We start from the raw sequence: 18690 nt of genomic DNA on the forward strand, positions 1-18690 counted from the left end.
GGCGCAGTTGGAATACATTCAATTTCGGCACAAACAGGAGTACTGTAATATAATGTCCCGGGATAAAGTCGGCTACATTTCCCTTATCAGAAGGATATAGGTAGAATGAATTAATCTCCTGCGACTCCTACATCTTTTGTTTTACTACAAAAGGCGGCCAGCCACTCCATCCACCCTTTTTCGCTACTGATTTGCTATACAAATCCGCTTGTGCACCCGACATGATCGCTGCGAGTTGCTGGTATGCGACCAGCCATGCGTCAATGAGTCCGGGTGTTGCAGCCTCGCCGAGCACTTCTCCAATGGAAGCCAGTAAATGCTTGCCGACGATGTCATACTGCTCGGGCCTGATATCGAGGCTTACGTGTTTGTTGGCAGTTCGGTTCAGGGCATGGGATAGCACCTGCCGGCTATCGATGTGTTCAGCATAAGCTAACACAGCCATTGCCAGCGCAGTTGGCTGGGCTCCAGAATGCTGGTTTACTGAATTAAATACATTTCTGAGCTCCGGATTTTTTGAGCATCCTGTTATAGAAATAGGTGCCCAGTTATGTAACCGCAATAAGCTGCATAAAAAACCGGTCGTTAAAACGTAATATGGATTTGGGAAAGTAAACTCCTAAAATCGAGCTTTCTGTGGCTCTGAGCGCCTTGAAAGTACAGTAAATGTAATGAGACACACGTTTAACTGTTACTTACTTTCACAAAATGCTAGATGAGTGCTTTTAATTTTGATGCCGAAAATCATTAGGCGTAACACCTGTTTTCTGTTTAAAAAAATGGGTAAAGTGTTGTTGATACTTGAATCCAAGCTGATGTGCTATTTCGCGAATCGACTTGTTACCTTCAAAGATTCTAAGTTTTGCTTCTTCAATTATCGTAGACTGTAATAGGTCCAGTGCTGTGCTTCCAGTTTCCATTTTAATGAGGTCGCCGAAATAGGTAGTGGAAAGGTTAAGCTTCTCGGCGCAGTAGGCCACTGTGGGCAGGCCTAAAAGTTGGGTTTTTTCTGTTTTGAAATAGTCGTCCAAGAGCGCTTTAAACCGTACCACAATGTCACTGTTTACATGCGTGCGGGTAATAAACTGCCGGTCATAAAACCGCACGCAATAATTGAGCAACAGTTCGATATTGGAAACGATCAGCGTTTTGCTGTGCTTGTCAATATTTTGGTTTATTTCAACGGTGATTTTTCGAAGGCAATCCATAATTGCATTCCTCTCTTTTTTAGACAGGTGAAGCGCTTCCCTAACCTGATAAGAGAAGAAAGAGTAGTCGCTTATACTGTCTCCCAAATGTGTTCCGACCAGCAGGTCCATATTAAAAATAAGCCCATAGCCTGACGGCTTGGTCATGATGCCATTATTATCGATACCGTAGACTTGACCTGGCGCAACAAAGATCAAAGTCCCGTTATCATAATCATACGGCTGACATCCATAGGTTATATCACTACACTTGATGTTTTTTAAAAATACCGCATAGACACCCATGTAACGTCTACAATGCTGGACAGCCGATATTTCATCAAAATTTATGACGCTTACCAACGGGTGAAGCGTCTCAACGCCAAGCCAGGTGTTATAATCCTTGACCGTATCAATTCTTTCAATTTGATCCATAACATTTAAGTTTTCTACCCAAATATACTATTGATGATTTTCCCGGGTCCAGCGGGAAGACCTAATCAGTAAAACTGGTAAATGAAACAGTAAAATGTATAAAACACATTCAGGGCGAGCCAACAATCTTTGTAATATGAGCAGTCAAGCTCTGATCATTCTATCATCGCACGGAACAGCTCTGATAAGTATTTCTTATCAGTAGGTAAGTAATCACTATTAGACTTTTTCTGTATTATCTTGTATTCTTGCTATTCGTGCATTTTGCTGATTTTCATCTCAACCAGCCTTTAGAGTACTATGAACACTATTGACAGGAGACTATTTTTATCCCAACTGTCGCTCGCAGGCGCAGTGGCCGCAACGGCAGGGTTCGGTTTTACGACAGCACGCAAGCCTGACGAGTTTGTTGAAGCCGAGATCAATACGGGAAAAATTAGAGGTGTCCGCAGTGATGGGGTCAATGTATTTAAAGGTGTTCCGTATGGTGGTAAAATTTCCGGGGACAGAAGGTTCCGTCGCCCCGCGCCTTTGCAGCCGTGGACGGGTGTTAAGGACGCAACACAGTTTGGCGCGCCAGCAATTCAGGCCCCCAGACGGAATGAGCCCGCGCCATCGGAAGATTGTTTGTTCCTTAATGTTTGGACCCCGGCCAATGACAACAAAAAACGGCCAGTCATGTTTTACAGTCACGGAGGTGGTTTTGTTGCTGGATCAGGCGCGGCGCAGGGCCAGGACGGGTCTAATCTTGCGCGGAATTTTGATGTCGTTGTCGTGCAGACCAATCACCGCTTAGGCTTGCTGGGCTTTCTTTATCTGGACGAAATCGCTGGCCCGGACTATGCAGGGTCCAGCAACATGGGCATGCTCGACATTGCTGATGGGTTGAAATGGGTTAACCAAAACATTGCCCAATTTGGCGGTGATCCTAATAATGTCATGATATTTGGGGAATCGGGTGGGGGAGCCAAAACATCTTGCTTGTATACAATGCCAGCTGCTGCACCGTACTTTAATAAAGCGTCGATCGAAAGCGGCCCGGGTGTTCGGATGACGACCAAAGAAACGGCTGCGGAGACAACGGCGATGCTTTTGAAAGGGCTTAATATTTCAGCCAAAGATTGGAAGAAGTTGCTCGACATCCCGGCTTTGGATTTGCTGGCTATGCAGGCCAAGCTGCCGTTTGTTCCGCCATTTATTGAAAAAAATAACAATAGGGAGGCGATGCAGCGTAATGCAGGTGGTTTTGGTCCGGTCGTGGACGGAGTTGTTCTGCCGCAGCACCCTTTTGATCCCGTCGCGCCAGAAATCGCCAAAGACAAACCCTTATTGGTTGGCTGGAATGAAGATGAGCATACTTTTTTTGCATGGGAGCGGAAGGATACCGAATCTTTTAAAATTGATTTTGAAGGACTTAAAAACAAACTCGAACCCAAGTACGGTCAGGATACGGATAAGCTAATTGAAACCTATCGGAAAGCAAATCCCAATGCGTCGGCACCGGATATTTTTGTCGCGATCTCGTCCATTGCGATGATGGGCCTGGGCTCTGTGACGATTGCGGAGAGAAAAGTAAAACAAGGCGGGGCACCCGTTTACCTGTATAATTTCGGCTATAAATCGGAGAAGAAGATCCCGGGCACGGATTACGCCATGGGCACGCCGCACGCGATGGACATTTCTTTCAAATTCAATAATGAGATCCCGCCGCGCGACGGTTCTGCGCCCAAGGAAAGCTTTTTCGGTGGAAATAATCCCGACCGTTTTGTGGCTTCCCATCATTTCGCCGAGCTCTGGGCAACATTTGCAAGAACGGGAAAACCTGCCGCCAAGGATGTGCCTGAATGGCCTGCTTACAATTTGAAAAACCGGCCAACTATGCGCATTGATACTAAATGTGAGGTCATCAACGACCGCTTCGCTCAGGAGCTGGTTATGTGGAGATCACTTGGTAAAGTTTAGCCGTCGGCCGCTTTTACGGCGTCGAAATGTCGTTTGGAAGAGTAAATACGTCCGGTTAAAGCCGGGGAAAGGTTCTCTGAAATATAGTCAAGTCATATCGGCCCGTTTTTCAAAAGAAAGAAATTTAACCCCAGATTATGAATATCAAACAGGTAGTGTTTGCCGTTACAATTGGAGCCGTTGAACATTTTTGTTTGATAATCATAACCTACAACTATGAAAGATCGTAACATTGCACCCATTTCCGAATTTGGTGCCGAGCTAAGAAACCAGGGATTCAAGGTTTTTGAAATTAAGGCTGGTGAAAATGTAGTCAGGACCTATAACCGGAAGGATTTCTATAAAATCTGCCTCGTTACGGGTCGTAGCCTGGTGCAATACGCCGACCGCGGGATTGAAATTGATGCAAAGACCTTATTCTTTGGCAATCCGCATATCCCATACTCTTGGGAAATCATTTCAGAGGAATATACCGGGTACACCTGCTTGTTTTCGGAAAGCTTTTTAAAGGTCAATGAGCGTTCGGAAAGCCTTCAGGAAAGTCCGTTATTCAAAATAGGAGGGACGCCCATTTTTACATTATCGGAAGAGCAGCGGAACTTCATTGCTACGATCTTTCAGAAAATGATCGCCGAAGATGCCACAGGTTACTTGTTCAAGCATGATCTAATGCGAAACTACATTAACCTGCTGATTCACGAAGCACTGAAAATGCAGCCTGCCGAGAATTTCTTTAAGCATAAAAATGCAGCAGAACGCACCGCTTCTCTGTTTTTCGACCTTTTGGAAAGACAGTTTCCGATTGAAAGTATAGATCAGCCGATGCAGTTTAAAACTGCCCAGGAGTTTGCAAATAGATTATCCGTGCATGTCAATCATTTGAACCGTTCGGTGAAAGAAATCACAGGCAAGCCCACCAGTACCCACATCGCAGAAAGGATCATTATGGAGGCGAAAGCGCTTTTAATCCACACGGATTGGACGATTGCCGAAATCGGCTATGCGCTTGGATTTGAGTATCCTGCCTACTTCAACAACTATTTTAAAAGGCTTACCGGCACGGTTCCTTCATCGGTGAGGTTGCAAACTGCGTGATATCCATAATGATTGGTTTGATTATCATCATAACAGGGTGGTAATTCAGGGATACCTTTGTAAAGAGGTACAACGAGTTACAACCCAGTTATGAAAAATTGCAACGCTTCAATTCCAGAGAATGCTGGCGGTACGAAGCAAAAATGTTTTAAGGTTTACAAGACAAGTTTGGGGTTGGATATTCAGTCAACCTATACGCGCAGGGATTTTGCTAAAATTTACCTTATTACCGGTAAAGCCCATATTCACGCAGGCGGAAAAACATTTCATACCGATAAGCCTATCCTCCTTTTTGAGCCGCTGGTGCCTTACTCCTTAAATGAAGTCCCGGGCACTGAGCTAAGTTTCGCCTGTCTCTTTTCCAGAAATCTTTTGGAATATGACTTGTGTTCAAACACCTATCGACAACTGATGACATTCGCTGGGGTTTCGATGCCTATGTTTTTCCACCTGGACAGCAAACAGAAGAATTTCATCGCCAGTGTGTTTGAGCAAATCATTCTTGAACAGGATAGGTCCTACACGTTCAGCCACGAGCTTTTCTGCAATTATATGAACCTGATACTCCACGAGGTTCTTAAAAAAACGACTGGCAGCATCCCCTCTTACCAGCCATTCCATTTCAATTAAATCTAGATAATTCACTAGCTGTATTGGTCAGCATTGTTTGATTTCCATAACCTATGGTTTGGTAATCATTATTACAAAGGGTGATCAGGGGAGTAATTTTGCAACATTCTAATTATTCGCTTTACTACTATGAAAGAAGAAAAATCAATCACAACCACCGGGGAGCCAAGATGGATTGCGGTGTATTCCATATCACTTGCAGTAGCCGGACTAATCACTTCTGAATTCCTTCCTGTGAGTATTCTGACGCCAATCGCACGGGACCTTCATGTGACAGAAGGGATGGCCGGGCAGGCAATCTCGGTTACAGCATTAATTGCGATGTTTTCCAGTTTATTTACTGCAATTCTGACCAAGAAAATTGACAGGCGGTGGGTACTCTTATCGTTTTCGGTGTTACAGATCATTTCTAATATCCTTGTTTCACAGGCATCTTCTTTTGCTGTGCTCATGGCTGGCAGGGTACTGCTCGGTATTGCAGTAGGTGGGTTTTGGGCCATGTCCACAGCTACAACGATGCGGCTGGTACCACAGCATCTTATCTCAAAAGCGCTTTCCATTGTTTTTGCGGCTGTCTCTTTTGCGACTGTCCTGGCCGCGCCTCTGGGCAGTTTTTTGGATGGGATTATCGGCTGGCGTAATGTATTTATGCTGGTATCTGGCATTGGTGTTATAGCGCTCGTCTGGCAGGCGCTCGTACTGCCGCCGATGCCGCCAAGCAGCCCTTCGCAGTTGCATACACTGGTTTCGGTATTCAGGCGCAGGGATGTAAAGAGAGGAATGCTCGGTGTTACATTTTCATTTGCAGGTTATGCGATCTTCTTTACCTATCTGCGCCCTTTGCTGGAAAATATTACACATGTGCCGGTGGCCATTCTGACAACCATTCTCCTGTTTTACGGCGCTGCCAACTTCTTTGGAGCCATCATTGCCCGGTTTATGATTGATAAAAACCTTTCATTGACTATGGTGGCAATGTCTTTTTTAATGTCTATTGTCACTGCCCTGCTCATTTTCCTGGGTGGTAATATGATCCTTGCATCGCTGTTTATCGCAGTTTGGGGCTTTGCATTCGGCAGTGTCCAGGTGGGCTGGCCGACCTGGATTACCCTTGCAGTTCCCGATGAAGCCGAAAGTGGGGGCAGCGTCCTTGTTGCCACAACACAACTTGCCATTACGCTGGGTGCAGGCCTGGGTGGGCTGGTATTTGACCATATAGGGATTGGAGGCACATTCGGACTGGGAAGTTTGGTTTGGCTTTGCGCTGCATGGGCAATATGGCGTGCCATGAAAGGGCGTGTATGGAAGGCTGCTTCGGCAAGCGGCGGTATGGTGCATTTATGATTTGAAGGCATGACCCGCCCGCCCGAACATTGCTTTTTGACTTGTTTGATATTCATAATATATCGCTTGATATCCATTGGACTTAGTAGTAGCGATCCCACTAATTTTGAATCATTGAAAAGCACACAATGGAGCCGAATAAATTTATAATAGAAAATATCATGAAAGATAAAGTAGCATTTGTAACAGGAGCGGCAAAAGGAATGGGGGAAGCGGCCGTAAGGAGTTTTGCCCAAGCCGGAGCAGCCGTGATCATAGCGGACGTAGATATGGATGCAGCAAACACCCTGGCCCGCGAGCTTACCAGCAGTGGCGCCAGGGCAACGGCTGTGCATTGTGACGTCACAAAAAGTGAAGATGTAAAAGCTGCCGTTGAAAAGGCCGTATCACTTTACGGAGGACTTGATTTCGCATTTAACAACGCAGGCGTACAAGCCCGGAATGTCTTTACGGCCGATATGACCGAGCAGGAATATGACCGCGTGATGGATATTAATCTGAAAGGGGTCTGGCTTTGTATGAAGTATGAATTAATCCAGATGCAAAAGCAAGGGGGCGGGGCGATCGTCAATAATTCATCGATCGGCGGCATCGTAGGGGGTCCTGGACGAGCAGCGTACCATGCCTCCAAACACGGGGTGATCGGCCTTACAAAAAGTGCTGCTGCGGAATATGCAGCAAAAGGCATTCGCATCAATGCCGTCTGCCCCGGTACAATCGATACGCCTATGGTTCAGCAGATGTTCAGCCAAGGCGATTTGTCGGAAGAGGATTCCAAAAAAGGCGCGCCGATCGGCCGGATCGGGCAACCGCAGGAGATCGCAGATGCTGTATTGTGGCTGTGCAGCCCGCAGTCCAGCTTTGTGATCGGCCAGGCATTGACTGTTGATGGCGGCATTACGATCCTATAATTGTATCAGCCCAATTCAAGTGCGGTGCTAAAATCTGCTACGAAACAGATTGGTAACCATGGTAATAAGGTAAAATCAAAAACTAAAAACGTTAATAATGAACAATCTAAAAAGGCTCGGTAGCATTACCATAGCCATCATAGCAATGATGATTAATAGCAACATTTCAATGGCCCAGGATCTGTCCAATGGAGCCGATAATTTTTACAAAAGCGATAAAGTGACCATCAAAAAGGTCACTTTCAAAAACCAATACAATATGAAGGTGGCGGGCAATCTTTTTACGCCAAAAGATTTAGATCAAAAAGCGAAAAATGCAGCGATCATTGTCGGTCACCCGATGGGGGCTGTCAAAGAGCAGAGTGCAAACCTTTATGCTACTAAAATGGCTGAAAAAGGATTTGTTACCTTATCGCTGGACCTGTCATTTTGGGGGGAAAGCCAGGGAGAGCCGCGCAATGCGGTCGCGCCCGATATTTATGCAGATGATTTCAGTGCCGCGGTGGATTACCTGGGTACGCAAGCGTTTGTGGACCGCGAGCGGATCGGTGTGCTGGGGATTTGCGGGAGCGGAAGTTTTGTGATCAGCGCGGCAAAAATCGATCCGCGCATGAAAGCAATCGCAACGGTAAGCATGTACGACATGGGAGCGGCTAACCGCAATGCGCTCAATCATTCATTGACCCTTCAGCAACGCAAAAAAATTATTGCTGATGCAGCCCAGCAGCGCTATGAAGAATTCACAGGCAGCGAGCCGAAGCTTACCGGCGGAACGGTTGACGAGCTTACCCAAGCTTCGAATGCCATTGAGCGGGAGTTTTATGATTTCTATCGCACCAGCCGCGGGGAATATACGCCAAAAGGGTCGAGTCCAAAACAGACCACACACCCGACGCTTGCGACTAATACCAAGTTCATGAACTTTTACCCCTTCAATGATATCGAGACCATTTCACCGCGACCAATGCTTTTCATTGCAGGTGAAAATGCACATTCCATCGAATTCAGCCAGGATGCTTACAAGCTTGCCGGACAGCCGAAGGAACTTGTGATCGTTCCCGGCGCGGGACACGTGGATCTGTATGACAGGGTAAACCTGATCCCCTGGGACAAACTGGAGTCTTTTTTTAAAAAGAACCTTCAATCCAAAACGGAAGGCACAGTTGGACTGCTGCCGGAAAGAAAGTAATGGTGTAATTTTTTTTGAATCAAAATATAAATAACGGAACACATGAAACAATCAAGAGTAATCCTGTACCCTTTGCTGGTATTTATTCTGGCGATCATGGCATGTAATTCAGACGGTAGCATGGACCCAAATAGCAATAACAACCCCGGGCAGGAAAGCCCCGGGCAGGAAAATCCTGGTACCGACAGCACCGATGTGGACTCTTCGAGCAACCGATTGAAAATCACCATTGGTACAAGAACATTCAACGCCACGCTGGTTTCAAACCCCACGGTTACGGCCTTCAAAGCCCGGCTGCCGATGACGGTGAACATGACCGAGTTGAACGGCAATGAAAAGCTTTACAATTTCAGCAGCGCCTTGCCAACCAATGCCTCCAATCCGCGCAACATCGCAGCCGGTGATCTGATGCTTTACGGGTCTGCCACGCTAGTGCTCTTTTACGAGTCATTTCCTACGTCGTACAGCTATACCAGGCTTGGGAAAATAGACAATCCATCCGGCCTTGCATCCGCTGTTGGCAACGGTTCAGTATCTGTGCGTTTTGAATTGGAGTAGTGTGTTGTCTCACTAATTTATGCCTGATTTAGTGAACAGTTACCCAGATTTTGAGATTTCAAATTAATGTCTTCAACTAATAATCAACAAATGGAAAAGACCAGAAATCATATTGCAACAAAGATTTTGTTGACCTTGGCTGCGGCTGCTCTCATCACTTTTCAGGGGTTCTCTCAGTCGAAAGCTGATGCAGATGCAAAACAGGCTATTTTCCCAAAAGGCCAGCAGGGACCAGCTTCGAATTTTACAGGTAAAGCCTTCAATTATGGTCTCCTAGAAAGTGATTCTACTTATAATACAGTCGTGGGAAACGTGTTTTTTGAACCCGGCGCCAGGTCAAATTGGCATAAACATCCGGCCGGTCAGATCCTGATCATTACCGCTGGCGAGGGCTTTCACCAGATAAAGGGAAAGCCGATAGAGAAAATGCGAAAAGGCGATGTTGTGAAATGTCCGCCTGATGTAGAGCACTGGCACGGGGCAAGTCCCGACAGTGGTCTGCACCAAATGTACATCATCCCCAATACTGAAAAAGGGATTGTTGAATGGCTGCAACCAGTTAACGACAAGGAATACAATGCATTTAAATAACATCTGGACATCAAAAAAATTATACTAAGCTAGATGAACGATTGCAAAGCAGGCCTGAATTTCAGGTCTGCTTTTGCTGAATGAGAAAACAATTGCATTTGCTTTGAAATGCAGAAAGGATTATCTGAAAAGACGGCCAAAAGCATATCAGAAATCAAATGAACTTAACAAGACTTAGAAATCATGGAAATTACAAGAATAGGTTCTCAGCCATCCAGTGTCGGCTCCCAAGACTGGTTTACAGGAAAGGTTCGCATTGATGCATTATTTCAACCAAACGAATTCAGGCGAGCGCAGGCCGCAAGCGTTACTTTTGAGCCAGGCGCACGCACTGCCTGGCATACTCATCCGCTGGGACAAACGCTCATTGTGACGTCAGGAGCCGGTTGGGTACAGCGGGAAGGTGGCAAAGTGAAGCAGATTTTCCCGGGTGACCTCGTTTGGTTTGACGCAGGAGAAAAGCATTGGCACGGCGCAACGGCTACAACTGCCATGACGCATATTGCCATCCAGGAACAATTGGACGGTAAAGTTGTGCAGTGGATGGAGAAGGTTGAAGATTCTGAGTATACAAACCAATAAAGGCTCCATGTTACATTAAGCATGAACAAATAAGAGTTTCCAATCGGAGCCGATGTCACGTTGTGCCTACGTCCCGCGCTTAAAAGCGAGAATTTTTAGAAATTGTAAGAAACTAGAGTACAAATCAGTGTAATAGAAAACGCCGGAGAATTCTGGCATTTTTGGTTTTAGTTTCTTTAATTGAAACGACAATAGGTTGCCACGAAAAAGCTTTTATTAGCGTATCTATAATAGATGGTAGTTTTTTAGTTGGTTGTTAAATACCCGGCAACATTCAGACGTGTCCATTGTTTGAAACTCTTAATTAATTGTTTGATTTTTGATAAACGGTTAGTCAATTTGATTCTAATTTTGTATTGGATTTAAAATGATTAATTCAATGACTGCGAGCTCCTATTCTAAAATTGTCTGTGTCGCTATGGGTTTAGCGTTCCTTTTTATATCTTCTTCTATATCAGCTCAATCATTGGTTCTTACTGGTCCGATTAACGTTGAGAGTAATGCCCGGTCAGCAAAATCCAAAATTAAGGAACAGATGACAGTAAGGTTCGTTTTATTGCCTTGCAATGGTCAAGATACAACGAAGTATTTCGCTGATTATAGCTTTTATAAAAGTGAAGTCAACGCAATATTTATCCATCGAAGTGCCCGAAAATTGAATGATCTCATGATCGATCGAAAGCAAAGAAGGGCTGACTTATTTTGTTTTGAAAAAGTAAATGTAAGAATGAATTTGTTGAAGAGCAGTGCGAATAATTAGTTGCAATTATTCGTTTTGAATTCAGATAAAATTGATTTGTGATGGTGATGAGAGGATGTATTATGGTTGCTAAATTTATCCGTGCTATTGTCATTGGCTTAGGTGTTTCTGCTTGCCAGAATGATGATACATTGGAGCCTTCCTTCTCTACTGATTGCTTGGTGAAAGCGACTGCCAATAGTGGCCAGATTGTTTCCGGTGCCTACATTGTTACCTATCGGCCAGCAGAGGAATTGCCTGGTGACCAACGTGCGAGACTTACGGCTGCTAAGGCAAGTGCCGAGCAGTTTTTGAGTAGCAGGAAAATAGCGGATTTGCAGACCCAGGTTCTTGCATCGGGTGAGCAGACCACCTTTCTGGCACATCTGACCGAAGCCGAATCGGTCAGGCTAAAAATGGATCCATCGGTTAGGGTTATAGAACCAGATAGGATCATGTCCGTTTGCAGCTGCGTGGAGATTTCTACTCCCACCACGCTTCCCTGGAACATAGCGCAGACCGGATACGGCCGCGGCGATCTGCAAACCACTAAAACTGCCTGGGTGATCGATACAGGTATTGACCTGGACCATCCCGACTTGAATGTGGATGCAGCACGCAGCAGATCATTTATCACCGGGCAAACATCTGCCGATGATCAGAATGGTCATGGAACTCACGTTGCGGGAATAATCGGGGCACAAAACAACACGATTGGGACGACCGGCGTAGCTTCCGGTGCTACCTTGGTTTCACTGCGCGTTTTGGATGAGGAAGGCGAAGGGCGGCTTTCCGGCATTATCCAGGCTGTGAATCATGTGATACAAAATGGTCGCGCAGGGGATGTAGTCAACATGAGCCTTGGTGGAGAAGGAATATCCGCCACATTGGAAAGAGCGATTGTGCGGGGCGCAAACGCGGGCATTTTCTTTTCAATAGCAGCTGGAAATGAAGGTAAAAATGTAGAGGACTTTTCTCCTGCACGTGTCAATCACCAAAATGTCTTTACGGTTTCGGCAATGAACCAGAACAACCGGTTTGCGTCATTTTCAAATTACGGTAGTAGTGTTGACGTTTGCGCTTACGGCGTACGCATTACATCTACATACTCAAATGGCCGTTACGCTACATTGAGCGGCACCTCGATGGCAGCCCCACACGTTTCCGGTCTTTTGCTCGTTCGCGGAAGCAGCCTGCCTATGCACGGCAGCGTCTCCGGCGACCGGGATGCTACACCTGATCCGATGGCGGGTGAGCCGAATTAGATTACCTTTTATTAATTAGAACTCATGATGATGAACAACCCAGGACTTTTAAAATTTGCGTTTTTACTATTGCTATCAGTATCCTGCAAACAGGAAAGCGAGCCCCATACCAATCCGGAACCTGGATCCGGGCAAAGCAATGATTCTACTTCGGTGGAGGTTAATGCGCCGAATTCAAGATATACACCGGCTTTTGCAGGCCAGACACGCATTCGAGCCGTGCGAACTGAAGCGCAGTTTGTGACTAGGATCGTGACTGATCAGTTAACCAATCCCTGGGGGATAACCAGTTTGCCGGATGGCGGGCTGCTGATCACGCAAAAAGGCGGTCAGATGCGGATTGTTAGTGCCGCTGGGGTGCTGGGAAGTGTCATTACGGGATTGCCCGCTGTCAATGCTGCGGGACAAGGCGGTTTATTGGGGTTGTGCCTTGATCCGCAATTCGAATCGAACAGGTTGGTTTACTGGGTGTTTTCTGAACCTGTGGCGGGCGGCAGCTTGACTTCTGTTGGGCGCGGGCGGCTGTCTTCTGATGCAAGTAGAGTAGAAAATGCAGCGGTGATTTACAGGGCGACGCCATCGTATACAGGAAGCGCCCATTATGGCGGGCGCATCCTTTTTGATCGTACCGGGCATTTACTGGTGAGTACGGGTGAACGCTCGGATATGGTCACAAGGCCACAATCTCAGTCACTTAGTTCAGGCCTGGGTAAGATTGTCAGGATTACGACCGATGGACGTCCCGGGGCAGATAACCCATTTGTTGGCCAAAGCAATGCACGTCCGGAAATTTGGTCGCTTGGCCACCGTAATCCGCAGGGACTGGCCATGCACCCTGTCACTGGGGAGTTATGGGAAAGCGAGCACGGACCACGTGGCGGAGATGAAATCAACCGTGTTCAGGCGGGAGGAAATTACGGCTGGCCAACCATTACATATGGATTGGAATACAGTGGACAGCCGGTGGGTGCTGGTATTCAGCAGCGTGATGGATTGTTACAGCCAGCTTATTATTGGGACCCGGTAATTTCTCCAAGCGGGATGACTTTTTACAGTGGGAATTCCATCCCGGAATGGGAAAACAATCTATTCATCGGTTCGCTGAGCGGCATGCATATAGCGCGATTGGTGATTGAAAATAACCGGATCGTCGGCGAGGAGCGGCTTTTGGTTAGCGAGCAGCAACGTTTTCGGGATATTACCCAAGGTCGTGATGGCGCATTGTACGCCGTTACAGATCAGGGCCGCCTTTACCGGATTGCCTCAAACTAATGTTGAACAATCGCAATTAGGGATCCTTTGATTCTCCACGCCAGTCACTTCACTTGCAAAATGTCAATATCAACTGGACGGCATTATGTAGGCAAACTTTGGCAACGGGATTCGGGGATTTCTTGTATCTAATGCGTTTATATGAAGTACAGTTGTAAAGAAAGGTGGGAGTTGATGACTTTCACCTTTTTAGTTAAAAGCGTATATACATAATCGTTAGTTTTTCCAGTGATGTGTTTGAAATTCATAATCAATGGTTTGATTATCTTTATTCGTGTGGCTGCGGTGAGGTTAAATTTGTTGTTAGCGTTGGTGGCGAGGTTTGGCTTACTTAAACGTATTTCTCAATTGTGCTTTGTAAAATAAATAGCCAGATACGATCTAAGTTGATAATAATGTATTAAACTTCATCAGTAACAAAAATGGCAAGGATATTCATTACAGGCTCTGTGGACGGGCTTGGGCAGTTGGCAGCAAATGCGCTCGTCCACAAAGGTCATAGTGTGGTGTTGCATGCGCGGAATCGGGAGCGCTCAAAGTATGGTCTAGCCATGGTGCCTGGAGCAGAAGCTGTGCTTACTGGCGATTTGTCAAGCATTGAAGAAACAAAGAATCTTGCTGATCAGGTTAACGCACTTGGGCAGTTTGATGCCATCATACATAATGCAGGTGTATACCAGATGCATGAAAACAAACTGACTTTGGATGGCTTGCCACCATTATTTGCTGTTAACACGATTGCTCCATATGTGCTGACTTGCCTTATTAAGCAGCCCCATCGCCTGATCTATACGAGTTCGGGAATGCATAAGCAGGCAGACCCAAACTTGTCAGGCTTAAACCAGGAAAAACTCAGTATAACTTATTCCGACTCCAAATTCCACAATCTGATCCTGGCAATGGCCGTCGCCAGACTCCGTCCGGATATTTATGCTAATGCAGTAGACCCTGGCTGGGTGCCCACCAAGATGGGTGGCCCCGGAGCGCCGGATAATTTACAGAAAGGCTTTGCCACCCAGGTCTGGCTTGCTGTAAGTAGTGATGAGCAAGCCAAAATATCTGGTATGTATTTGCATCATCAAAAGCCAGACCGTTATCTGCGTCAGGCCGACCAGGGAGCGGTCCAAGAGAAGTTCCTGTCTTTTTGCGAAAACCTAACCGGCATTGCATTACCGTTTGTGTGAAAGGTGTCATTTTCTGACTGAGGTGGCAAATGGTAATAATTTGCGAAATCCCAGGGAACTGGGCTTATGTCGAGAGTTGGAAAGTCTGTTCCCCCAGAGTTTTGACCAATCCGCCCAGTGCCTGCACCAATGGCGTACATGGCTCTGTTTTATAAATGAGCACATGCTGAATGACAATTTCTTTGAATGGGCTTCCATCCGGATTGGAAATCGGCATCGAGATCAGGCTGGGATCGTGCCGTAAATCCAGAGAAGCGGGAATAAAGGCAATACCTTTTTCCGACCGCACCATACTTTTTAACAGGTCAAAGGATGGGACATAATGCGCAATGTTGCTTTCTCTATGAAAACCCGCTAGCCGGCATACTTCTTCCAACTGGCTGTAGAACAGGCCGGCTTCGGGTCCGTGGTCGATCCATTTTTCATTCTTCAGTTCTGCAAGGGCGACCGCCTTGCGGTTGGCAAGTTGGTTATTCCGATTCATTAAAATGCTGTAATCAGCTTGCGTATATAGATTGGCAGTCAGGCTTTCTTTCACGAGTGGAAGCACGCAAAGGCCCATATCTATTTCACCATTCGATACATTAAGTTGCACCTGGACTGGATTTGGCAGTTCAACAAGTTTGATCTCCACCGCTGGGAAGTGGGAAGAAAATAGTTCTAATATTCCCATAATCCTTTCGGGCAAAATGAGCTTGAAAACACCCAGTGTGATCACTTGCTGCTTTGCTCCAACTTGCCGGACATCACGGATCGCTTTGTCAGCAAGGGAAAGAATGCGTTTCGCATCTGACAAAAAAGCTTCTCCTGCCAGAGTTAGCTCTACTTTGTGTGATTGTGTACGTTTGATTTTAACAAATAACTCAACGCCCAGCTCAGCTTCCAATAATTTCACCTGCTGACTTAGTGCTGGCTGTGAAATAAAAAGTTTCCGGGCAGCATTGCCAAAATGTAATTCATCGGCAACACGCACGAAATACTTTAATTGACGTAATTCCATTTCAGTATCTCCATATTGGCTTACAAATATGGAGGTTAATTCCTCAGGCAAACCACGCTACCCTATACTTTGGACGTACTATTTGATATTCATAAGAAATGGTTTGATTATCATTATCGACAACGGGATTTACAAAGCAACATTTACATTCTATAAAACACTAATTATCCATTTGTACCAACCGTAAGTACAAGGCCAATGAACCGATTAGATTTTTTAAAAAAAGGATTTAGCTCTCTTAGTGTTTTTGCGGCTTTTCCCATAATGGAAGCTTGTAAGGAGGATGCAATTGTAGAAAACCCCTCAATAGATTCAACGTCGCAGAGTTGTGCTGTGACCAATTCAGAAACGCCCGGGCCGTTTCCAATAAGACGTCCGGGCGATTTAATAACAAGCAACATTGTTTCTGACAGAGTAGGCGTGCCCATCGAAATAAATATTACAGTCAGAAACGTCAATGCCAATTGCGAAATCTTGACCGGGGTTTTGGTGGATATATGGCAATGTGACAAGGACGGCTATTATTCAGAGTATGGTGGGAATGGGTCGCAATCGGTCAACTTAACAGATGTACATTTTTTGAGAGGTCGCCAGATAACTGACTCTGCGGGTCTAGCCTCCTGGACAAGCATTTTTCCGGGCTGGTATCCGGGCCGGGCGCCGCATATTCATGTTCATATTTACAGTCGCTCAGGTGCTTCGTTACTCATTACCCAAATTGCTTTTCCCAAGGAAATTTGTGACACAGTTTACAGACAGGGTGTTTATGCAAGTCATGGGCTGCAAGATACTACCAACGAAAGGGACATGGTGTTCAGCGACGGTGTTGCCAATGAAATGGCGCAAATATCCGGTAGTGTAGCGAATGGATTTGTGTTGAATCACACAATTAATGTGAGGGCATTGTAGGAAGTTATTGAAGCAGGCTATGTGAAGCATTCGCGCGATTTTAGTATATAGGAACAATAGCATTTAACCAATTAAAATTAGTACTTTAATTATTTACCCACAACATCACCATGGACAACGAAAATAATGCCGGGGAGCCGGAAAGCACTGGTGCATCGCGGCGGACGTTCCTGAAACAGTCGTCCGCGCTCGCTGCCTTCGCGCTGACGCCGCCAGCCGCAGTACACTCCGTTGAGAAGGGTCTGGACGAGAAAGTGGCGGTCGCATTTGAACAGCAGCCGCTTCGCGTTCAGATCAATGGTGTTGCCCAGCAATTGTCCGTGGAGCCTCGGGTGACTTTGCTGGATTTACTTCGCGAACAATTAAACCTTAACGGCACTAAAAAAGGTTGCGATCATGGTCAATGCGGAGCCTGCACGGTGCATGTGGACGGCCAGCGCGTCAACTCCTGTCTGACTCTGGCACTAACCACAGAAGGCTGCAAAGTCACGACGATTGAGGGAATGGGTAGTGTTGAAAAGCTGCATCCGATGCAGGAAGCATTTATCAAACACGATGGATTTCAATGTGGTTATTGCACACCCGGCCAGATCATGTCGGCCGTCGCCTGCATTAACGAAGGGCATGCCAATTCGCCCGACGAAGTGCGGGAATATATGAGTGGGAATATCTGCCGTTGCGGCGCATATGCGAACATTGTGGAGGCAATTATGGAAGTTAAATCAAAAGGAGGCCGGATATGAACCAATTTCAATTCACGCGTGCAAACACGCCCCTGGCGGCGGTATCGGCCGTTTCTAAGGAAAACGGTGCCTATTTTCTGGCCGGTGGGACAAATCTGATCGACCTTGTTAAAAGGGAAGTTATCATTCCCGAGCGGCTCGTCGACATCAACCGCCTGCCCCTGGCCACAATTGAGGAAACTACGTCCGGTATACGCATCGGCGCAATGGCCAAAAACTCGGCAGTTGCCGATCACCCACTGATCAAAAAGTATTTCCCATTATTATCAATGGCGCTAAATGCTGGCGCTTCTGCTCAACTCCGGAATATGGCTACTGTGGGGGGTAATATGATGCAGCGCACGCGCTGTCCGTATTTTTACGATCATTCCATGCCGTGCAACAAACGCGGTCCGATCCAGTCGGGTCCCTCGAAAGGCCAGCCCAATGGTCCGTCGGGATGCGGCGCGATCGGCGGTGTTAACCGGATGCACGCGATTTTCGGCACTTCCGAAAAATGCATTGCCGTGCACCCCAGCGATATGTGCATTGCGCTTGCAGCGCTGGATGCGCGGGTCAATGTGACCGGGCCGAAAGGCAACCGCAGCATTGCTTTCGCTGAATTCCATCGCCTGCCGGGCGATGCCCCGCAGAAGGATAATACGCTGCTACCAGGGGAGTTGATTCTTTCCGTAGATGTGCCTAAGAATGAATTAGGTAAATACTCGCATTATCTCAAAGTGCGCGACCGGGCCTCCTATGCATTCGCGCTCGTTTCGGTGGGGGTTGCTGCGGATATGAAAGGAAAGACGATTCAGGATATTAGGCTGGCAATGGGCGGCGTTGCGCATAAGCCCTGGAGGCTGGCCGAGGCGGAAGGTTATCTGAAAGGGAAAGAAGCTACCCTCGAAAATTTCAGACAAGCGGCCACGCTTGCCATGCAGGGCGCGAAAGGTTATGGCGAAAATGATTTTAAACTAACCTTAGCTCCAAATTCCATTATCGAAGCACTTCAAATCGCCACTCAAACCGTCTGACCATGAAAAACGAAAAAAATCCACCGCTTGACCGGGTCGACGGGCGAATGAAGGTGACCGGCGGAGCCAAATACTTTG

18 protein-coding genes are annotated in these 18690 nt (G+C 46.5%); 15 read left to right on the forward strand and 3 right to left on the reverse strand.

Features of this window, described 5'->3' with window-relative positions; all coding sequences use genetic code 11:
- Positions 1 to 127 precede the first annotated feature (127 nt).
- On the reverse strand, positions 128 to 562 hold the full coding sequence (locus NFI80_RS03820; RefSeq protein WP_235160254.1) for a globin domain-containing protein: 435 nt from the start codon (positions 560 to 562) through the stop codon (positions 128 to 130).
- Positions 563 to 725: 163 nt separating this feature from the next.
- Positions 726 to 1622, reverse strand: coding sequence for a helix-turn-helix domain-containing protein (locus NFI80_RS03825; RefSeq protein ID WP_235160255.1), 897 nt, complete (start codon positions 1620 to 1622; stop codon positions 726 to 728).
- A 300-nt stretch (positions 1623 to 1922) separates the two neighbouring features.
- Here NFI80_RS03825 and NFI80_RS03830 point away from each other — a divergent pair, with 300 nt between their 5' ends.
- The 12 genes from NFI80_RS03830 (at position 1923) to NFI80_RS03885 (ending at position 14944) form a co-directional block, all read left to right on the forward strand.
- Positions 1923 to 3584, forward strand: a complete 1662-nt coding sequence (locus NFI80_RS03830) for a carboxylesterase/lipase family protein (RefSeq protein WP_235164851.1) — start codon at positions 1923 to 1925, stop codon at positions 3582 to 3584.
- 216 nt (positions 3585 to 3800) lie between these two features.
- On the forward strand, positions 3801 to 4679 hold the full coding sequence (locus NFI80_RS03835; RefSeq protein WP_235160257.1) for a helix-turn-helix domain-containing protein: 879 nt from the start codon (positions 3801 to 3803) through the stop codon (positions 4677 to 4679).
- A 90-nt stretch (positions 4680 to 4769) separates the two neighbouring features.
- Positions 4770 to 5309, forward strand: coding sequence for a hypothetical protein (locus NFI80_RS03840; RefSeq protein WP_235160258.1), 540 nt, complete (start codon positions 4770 to 4772; stop codon positions 5307 to 5309).
- 129 nt (positions 5310 to 5438) lie between these two features.
- Positions 5439 to 6653 (forward strand): MFS transporter, encoded by a 1215-nt coding sequence (locus NFI80_RS03845; RefSeq protein ID WP_235160259.1) that lies wholly within the window; start codon positions 5439 to 5441, stop codon positions 6651 to 6653.
- A gap of 161 nt (positions 6654 to 6814) precedes the next feature.
- Positions 6815 to 7564: an SDR family NAD(P)-dependent oxidoreductase gene (locus tag NFI80_RS03850; RefSeq protein WP_235160260.1), complete on the forward strand. Its 750-nt coding sequence runs from the start codon at positions 6815 to 6817 to the stop codon at positions 7562 to 7564.
- Positions 7565 to 7661: 97 nt separating this feature from the next.
- On the forward strand, positions 7662 to 8753 hold the full coding sequence (locus tag NFI80_RS03855) for an alpha/beta hydrolase (protein ID WP_235160261.1): 1092 nt from the start codon (positions 7662 to 7664) through the stop codon (positions 8751 to 8753).
- Positions 8754 to 8795: 42 nt separating this feature from the next.
- The gene (locus tag NFI80_RS03860) at positions 8796 to 9311 is read left to right on the forward strand and encodes a cyclophilin-like fold protein (RefSeq protein WP_235160262.1); all 516 of its coding nucleotides are present in this window, start codon (positions 8796 to 8798) and stop codon (positions 9309 to 9311) included.
- Positions 9312 to 9401: 90 nt separating this feature from the next.
- Positions 9402 to 9902 (forward strand): cupin domain-containing protein, encoded by a 501-nt coding sequence (locus tag NFI80_RS03865; protein ID WP_235160263.1) that lies wholly within the window; start codon positions 9402 to 9404, stop codon positions 9900 to 9902.
- 183 nt (positions 9903 to 10085) lie between these two features.
- Positions 10086 to 10484: a (R)-mandelonitrile lyase gene (locus NFI80_RS03870; protein WP_235160264.1), complete on the forward strand. Its 399-nt coding sequence runs from the start codon at positions 10086 to 10088 to the stop codon at positions 10482 to 10484.
- A gap of 807 nt (positions 10485 to 11291) precedes the next feature.
- Positions 11292 to 12488, forward strand: a complete 1197-nt coding sequence (locus NFI80_RS03875) for a S8 family peptidase (protein ID WP_510185818.1) — start codon at positions 11292 to 11294, stop codon at positions 12486 to 12488.
- Positions 12489 to 12518: 30 nt separating this feature from the next.
- A complete protein-coding gene (locus NFI80_RS03880) occupies positions 12519 to 13760 on the forward strand; it encodes a PQQ-dependent sugar dehydrogenase (protein WP_374759679.1) in 1242 nt (413 codons plus the stop codon).
- Between the two features lie 422 nt (positions 13761 to 14182).
- Positions 14183 to 14944, forward strand: a complete 762-nt coding sequence (locus tag NFI80_RS03885) for an SDR family NAD(P)-dependent oxidoreductase (protein ID WP_235160267.1) — start codon at positions 14183 to 14185, stop codon at positions 14942 to 14944.
- Between the two features lie 64 nt (positions 14945 to 15008).
- Here NFI80_RS03885 and NFI80_RS03890 read toward each other — a convergent pair whose 3' ends face one another.
- Positions 15009 to 15944 carry a LysR family transcriptional regulator gene (locus tag NFI80_RS03890; RefSeq protein WP_235160268.1) on the reverse strand — a complete coding sequence of 312 codons (936 nt, stop codon included), beginning with the start codon at positions 15942 to 15944 and terminating at the stop codon, positions 15009 to 15011.
- A 264-nt stretch (positions 15945 to 16208) separates the two neighbouring features.
- On the opposite strand from NFI80_RS03890, the gene NFI80_RS03895 reads away from it, so the two are divergent.
- The 3 genes from NFI80_RS03895 to NFI80_RS03905 all read left to right on the forward strand — a co-directional run bounded on the left by NFI80_RS03895 (position 16209) and on the right by NFI80_RS03905 (position 18612).
- A complete protein-coding gene (locus NFI80_RS03895) occupies positions 16209 to 16853 on the forward strand; it encodes a dioxygenase family protein (RefSeq protein WP_310587963.1) in 645 nt (214 codons plus the stop codon).
- Between the two features lie 110 nt (positions 16854 to 16963).
- The gene (locus NFI80_RS03900; RefSeq protein ID WP_235160270.1) at positions 16964 to 17596 is read left to right on the forward strand and encodes a (2Fe-2S)-binding protein; all 633 of its coding nucleotides are present in this window, start codon (positions 16964 to 16966) and stop codon (positions 17594 to 17596) included.
- Positions 17593 to 18612, forward strand: coding sequence for an FAD binding domain-containing protein (locus tag NFI80_RS03905; RefSeq protein WP_235160271.1), 1020 nt, complete (start codon positions 17593 to 17595; stop codon positions 18610 to 18612). Before NFI80_RS03900 ends, NFI80_RS03905 begins: the two co-directional genes overlap by 4 nt.
- The last annotated feature ends 78 nt before the right edge of the window (positions 18613 to 18690 follow it).

Source organism: Dyadobacter chenhuakuii (assembly GCF_023821985.2).
Classification (GTDB): domain Bacteria; phylum Bacteroidota; class Bacteroidia; order Cytophagales; family Spirosomataceae; genus Dyadobacter; species Dyadobacter chenhuakuii.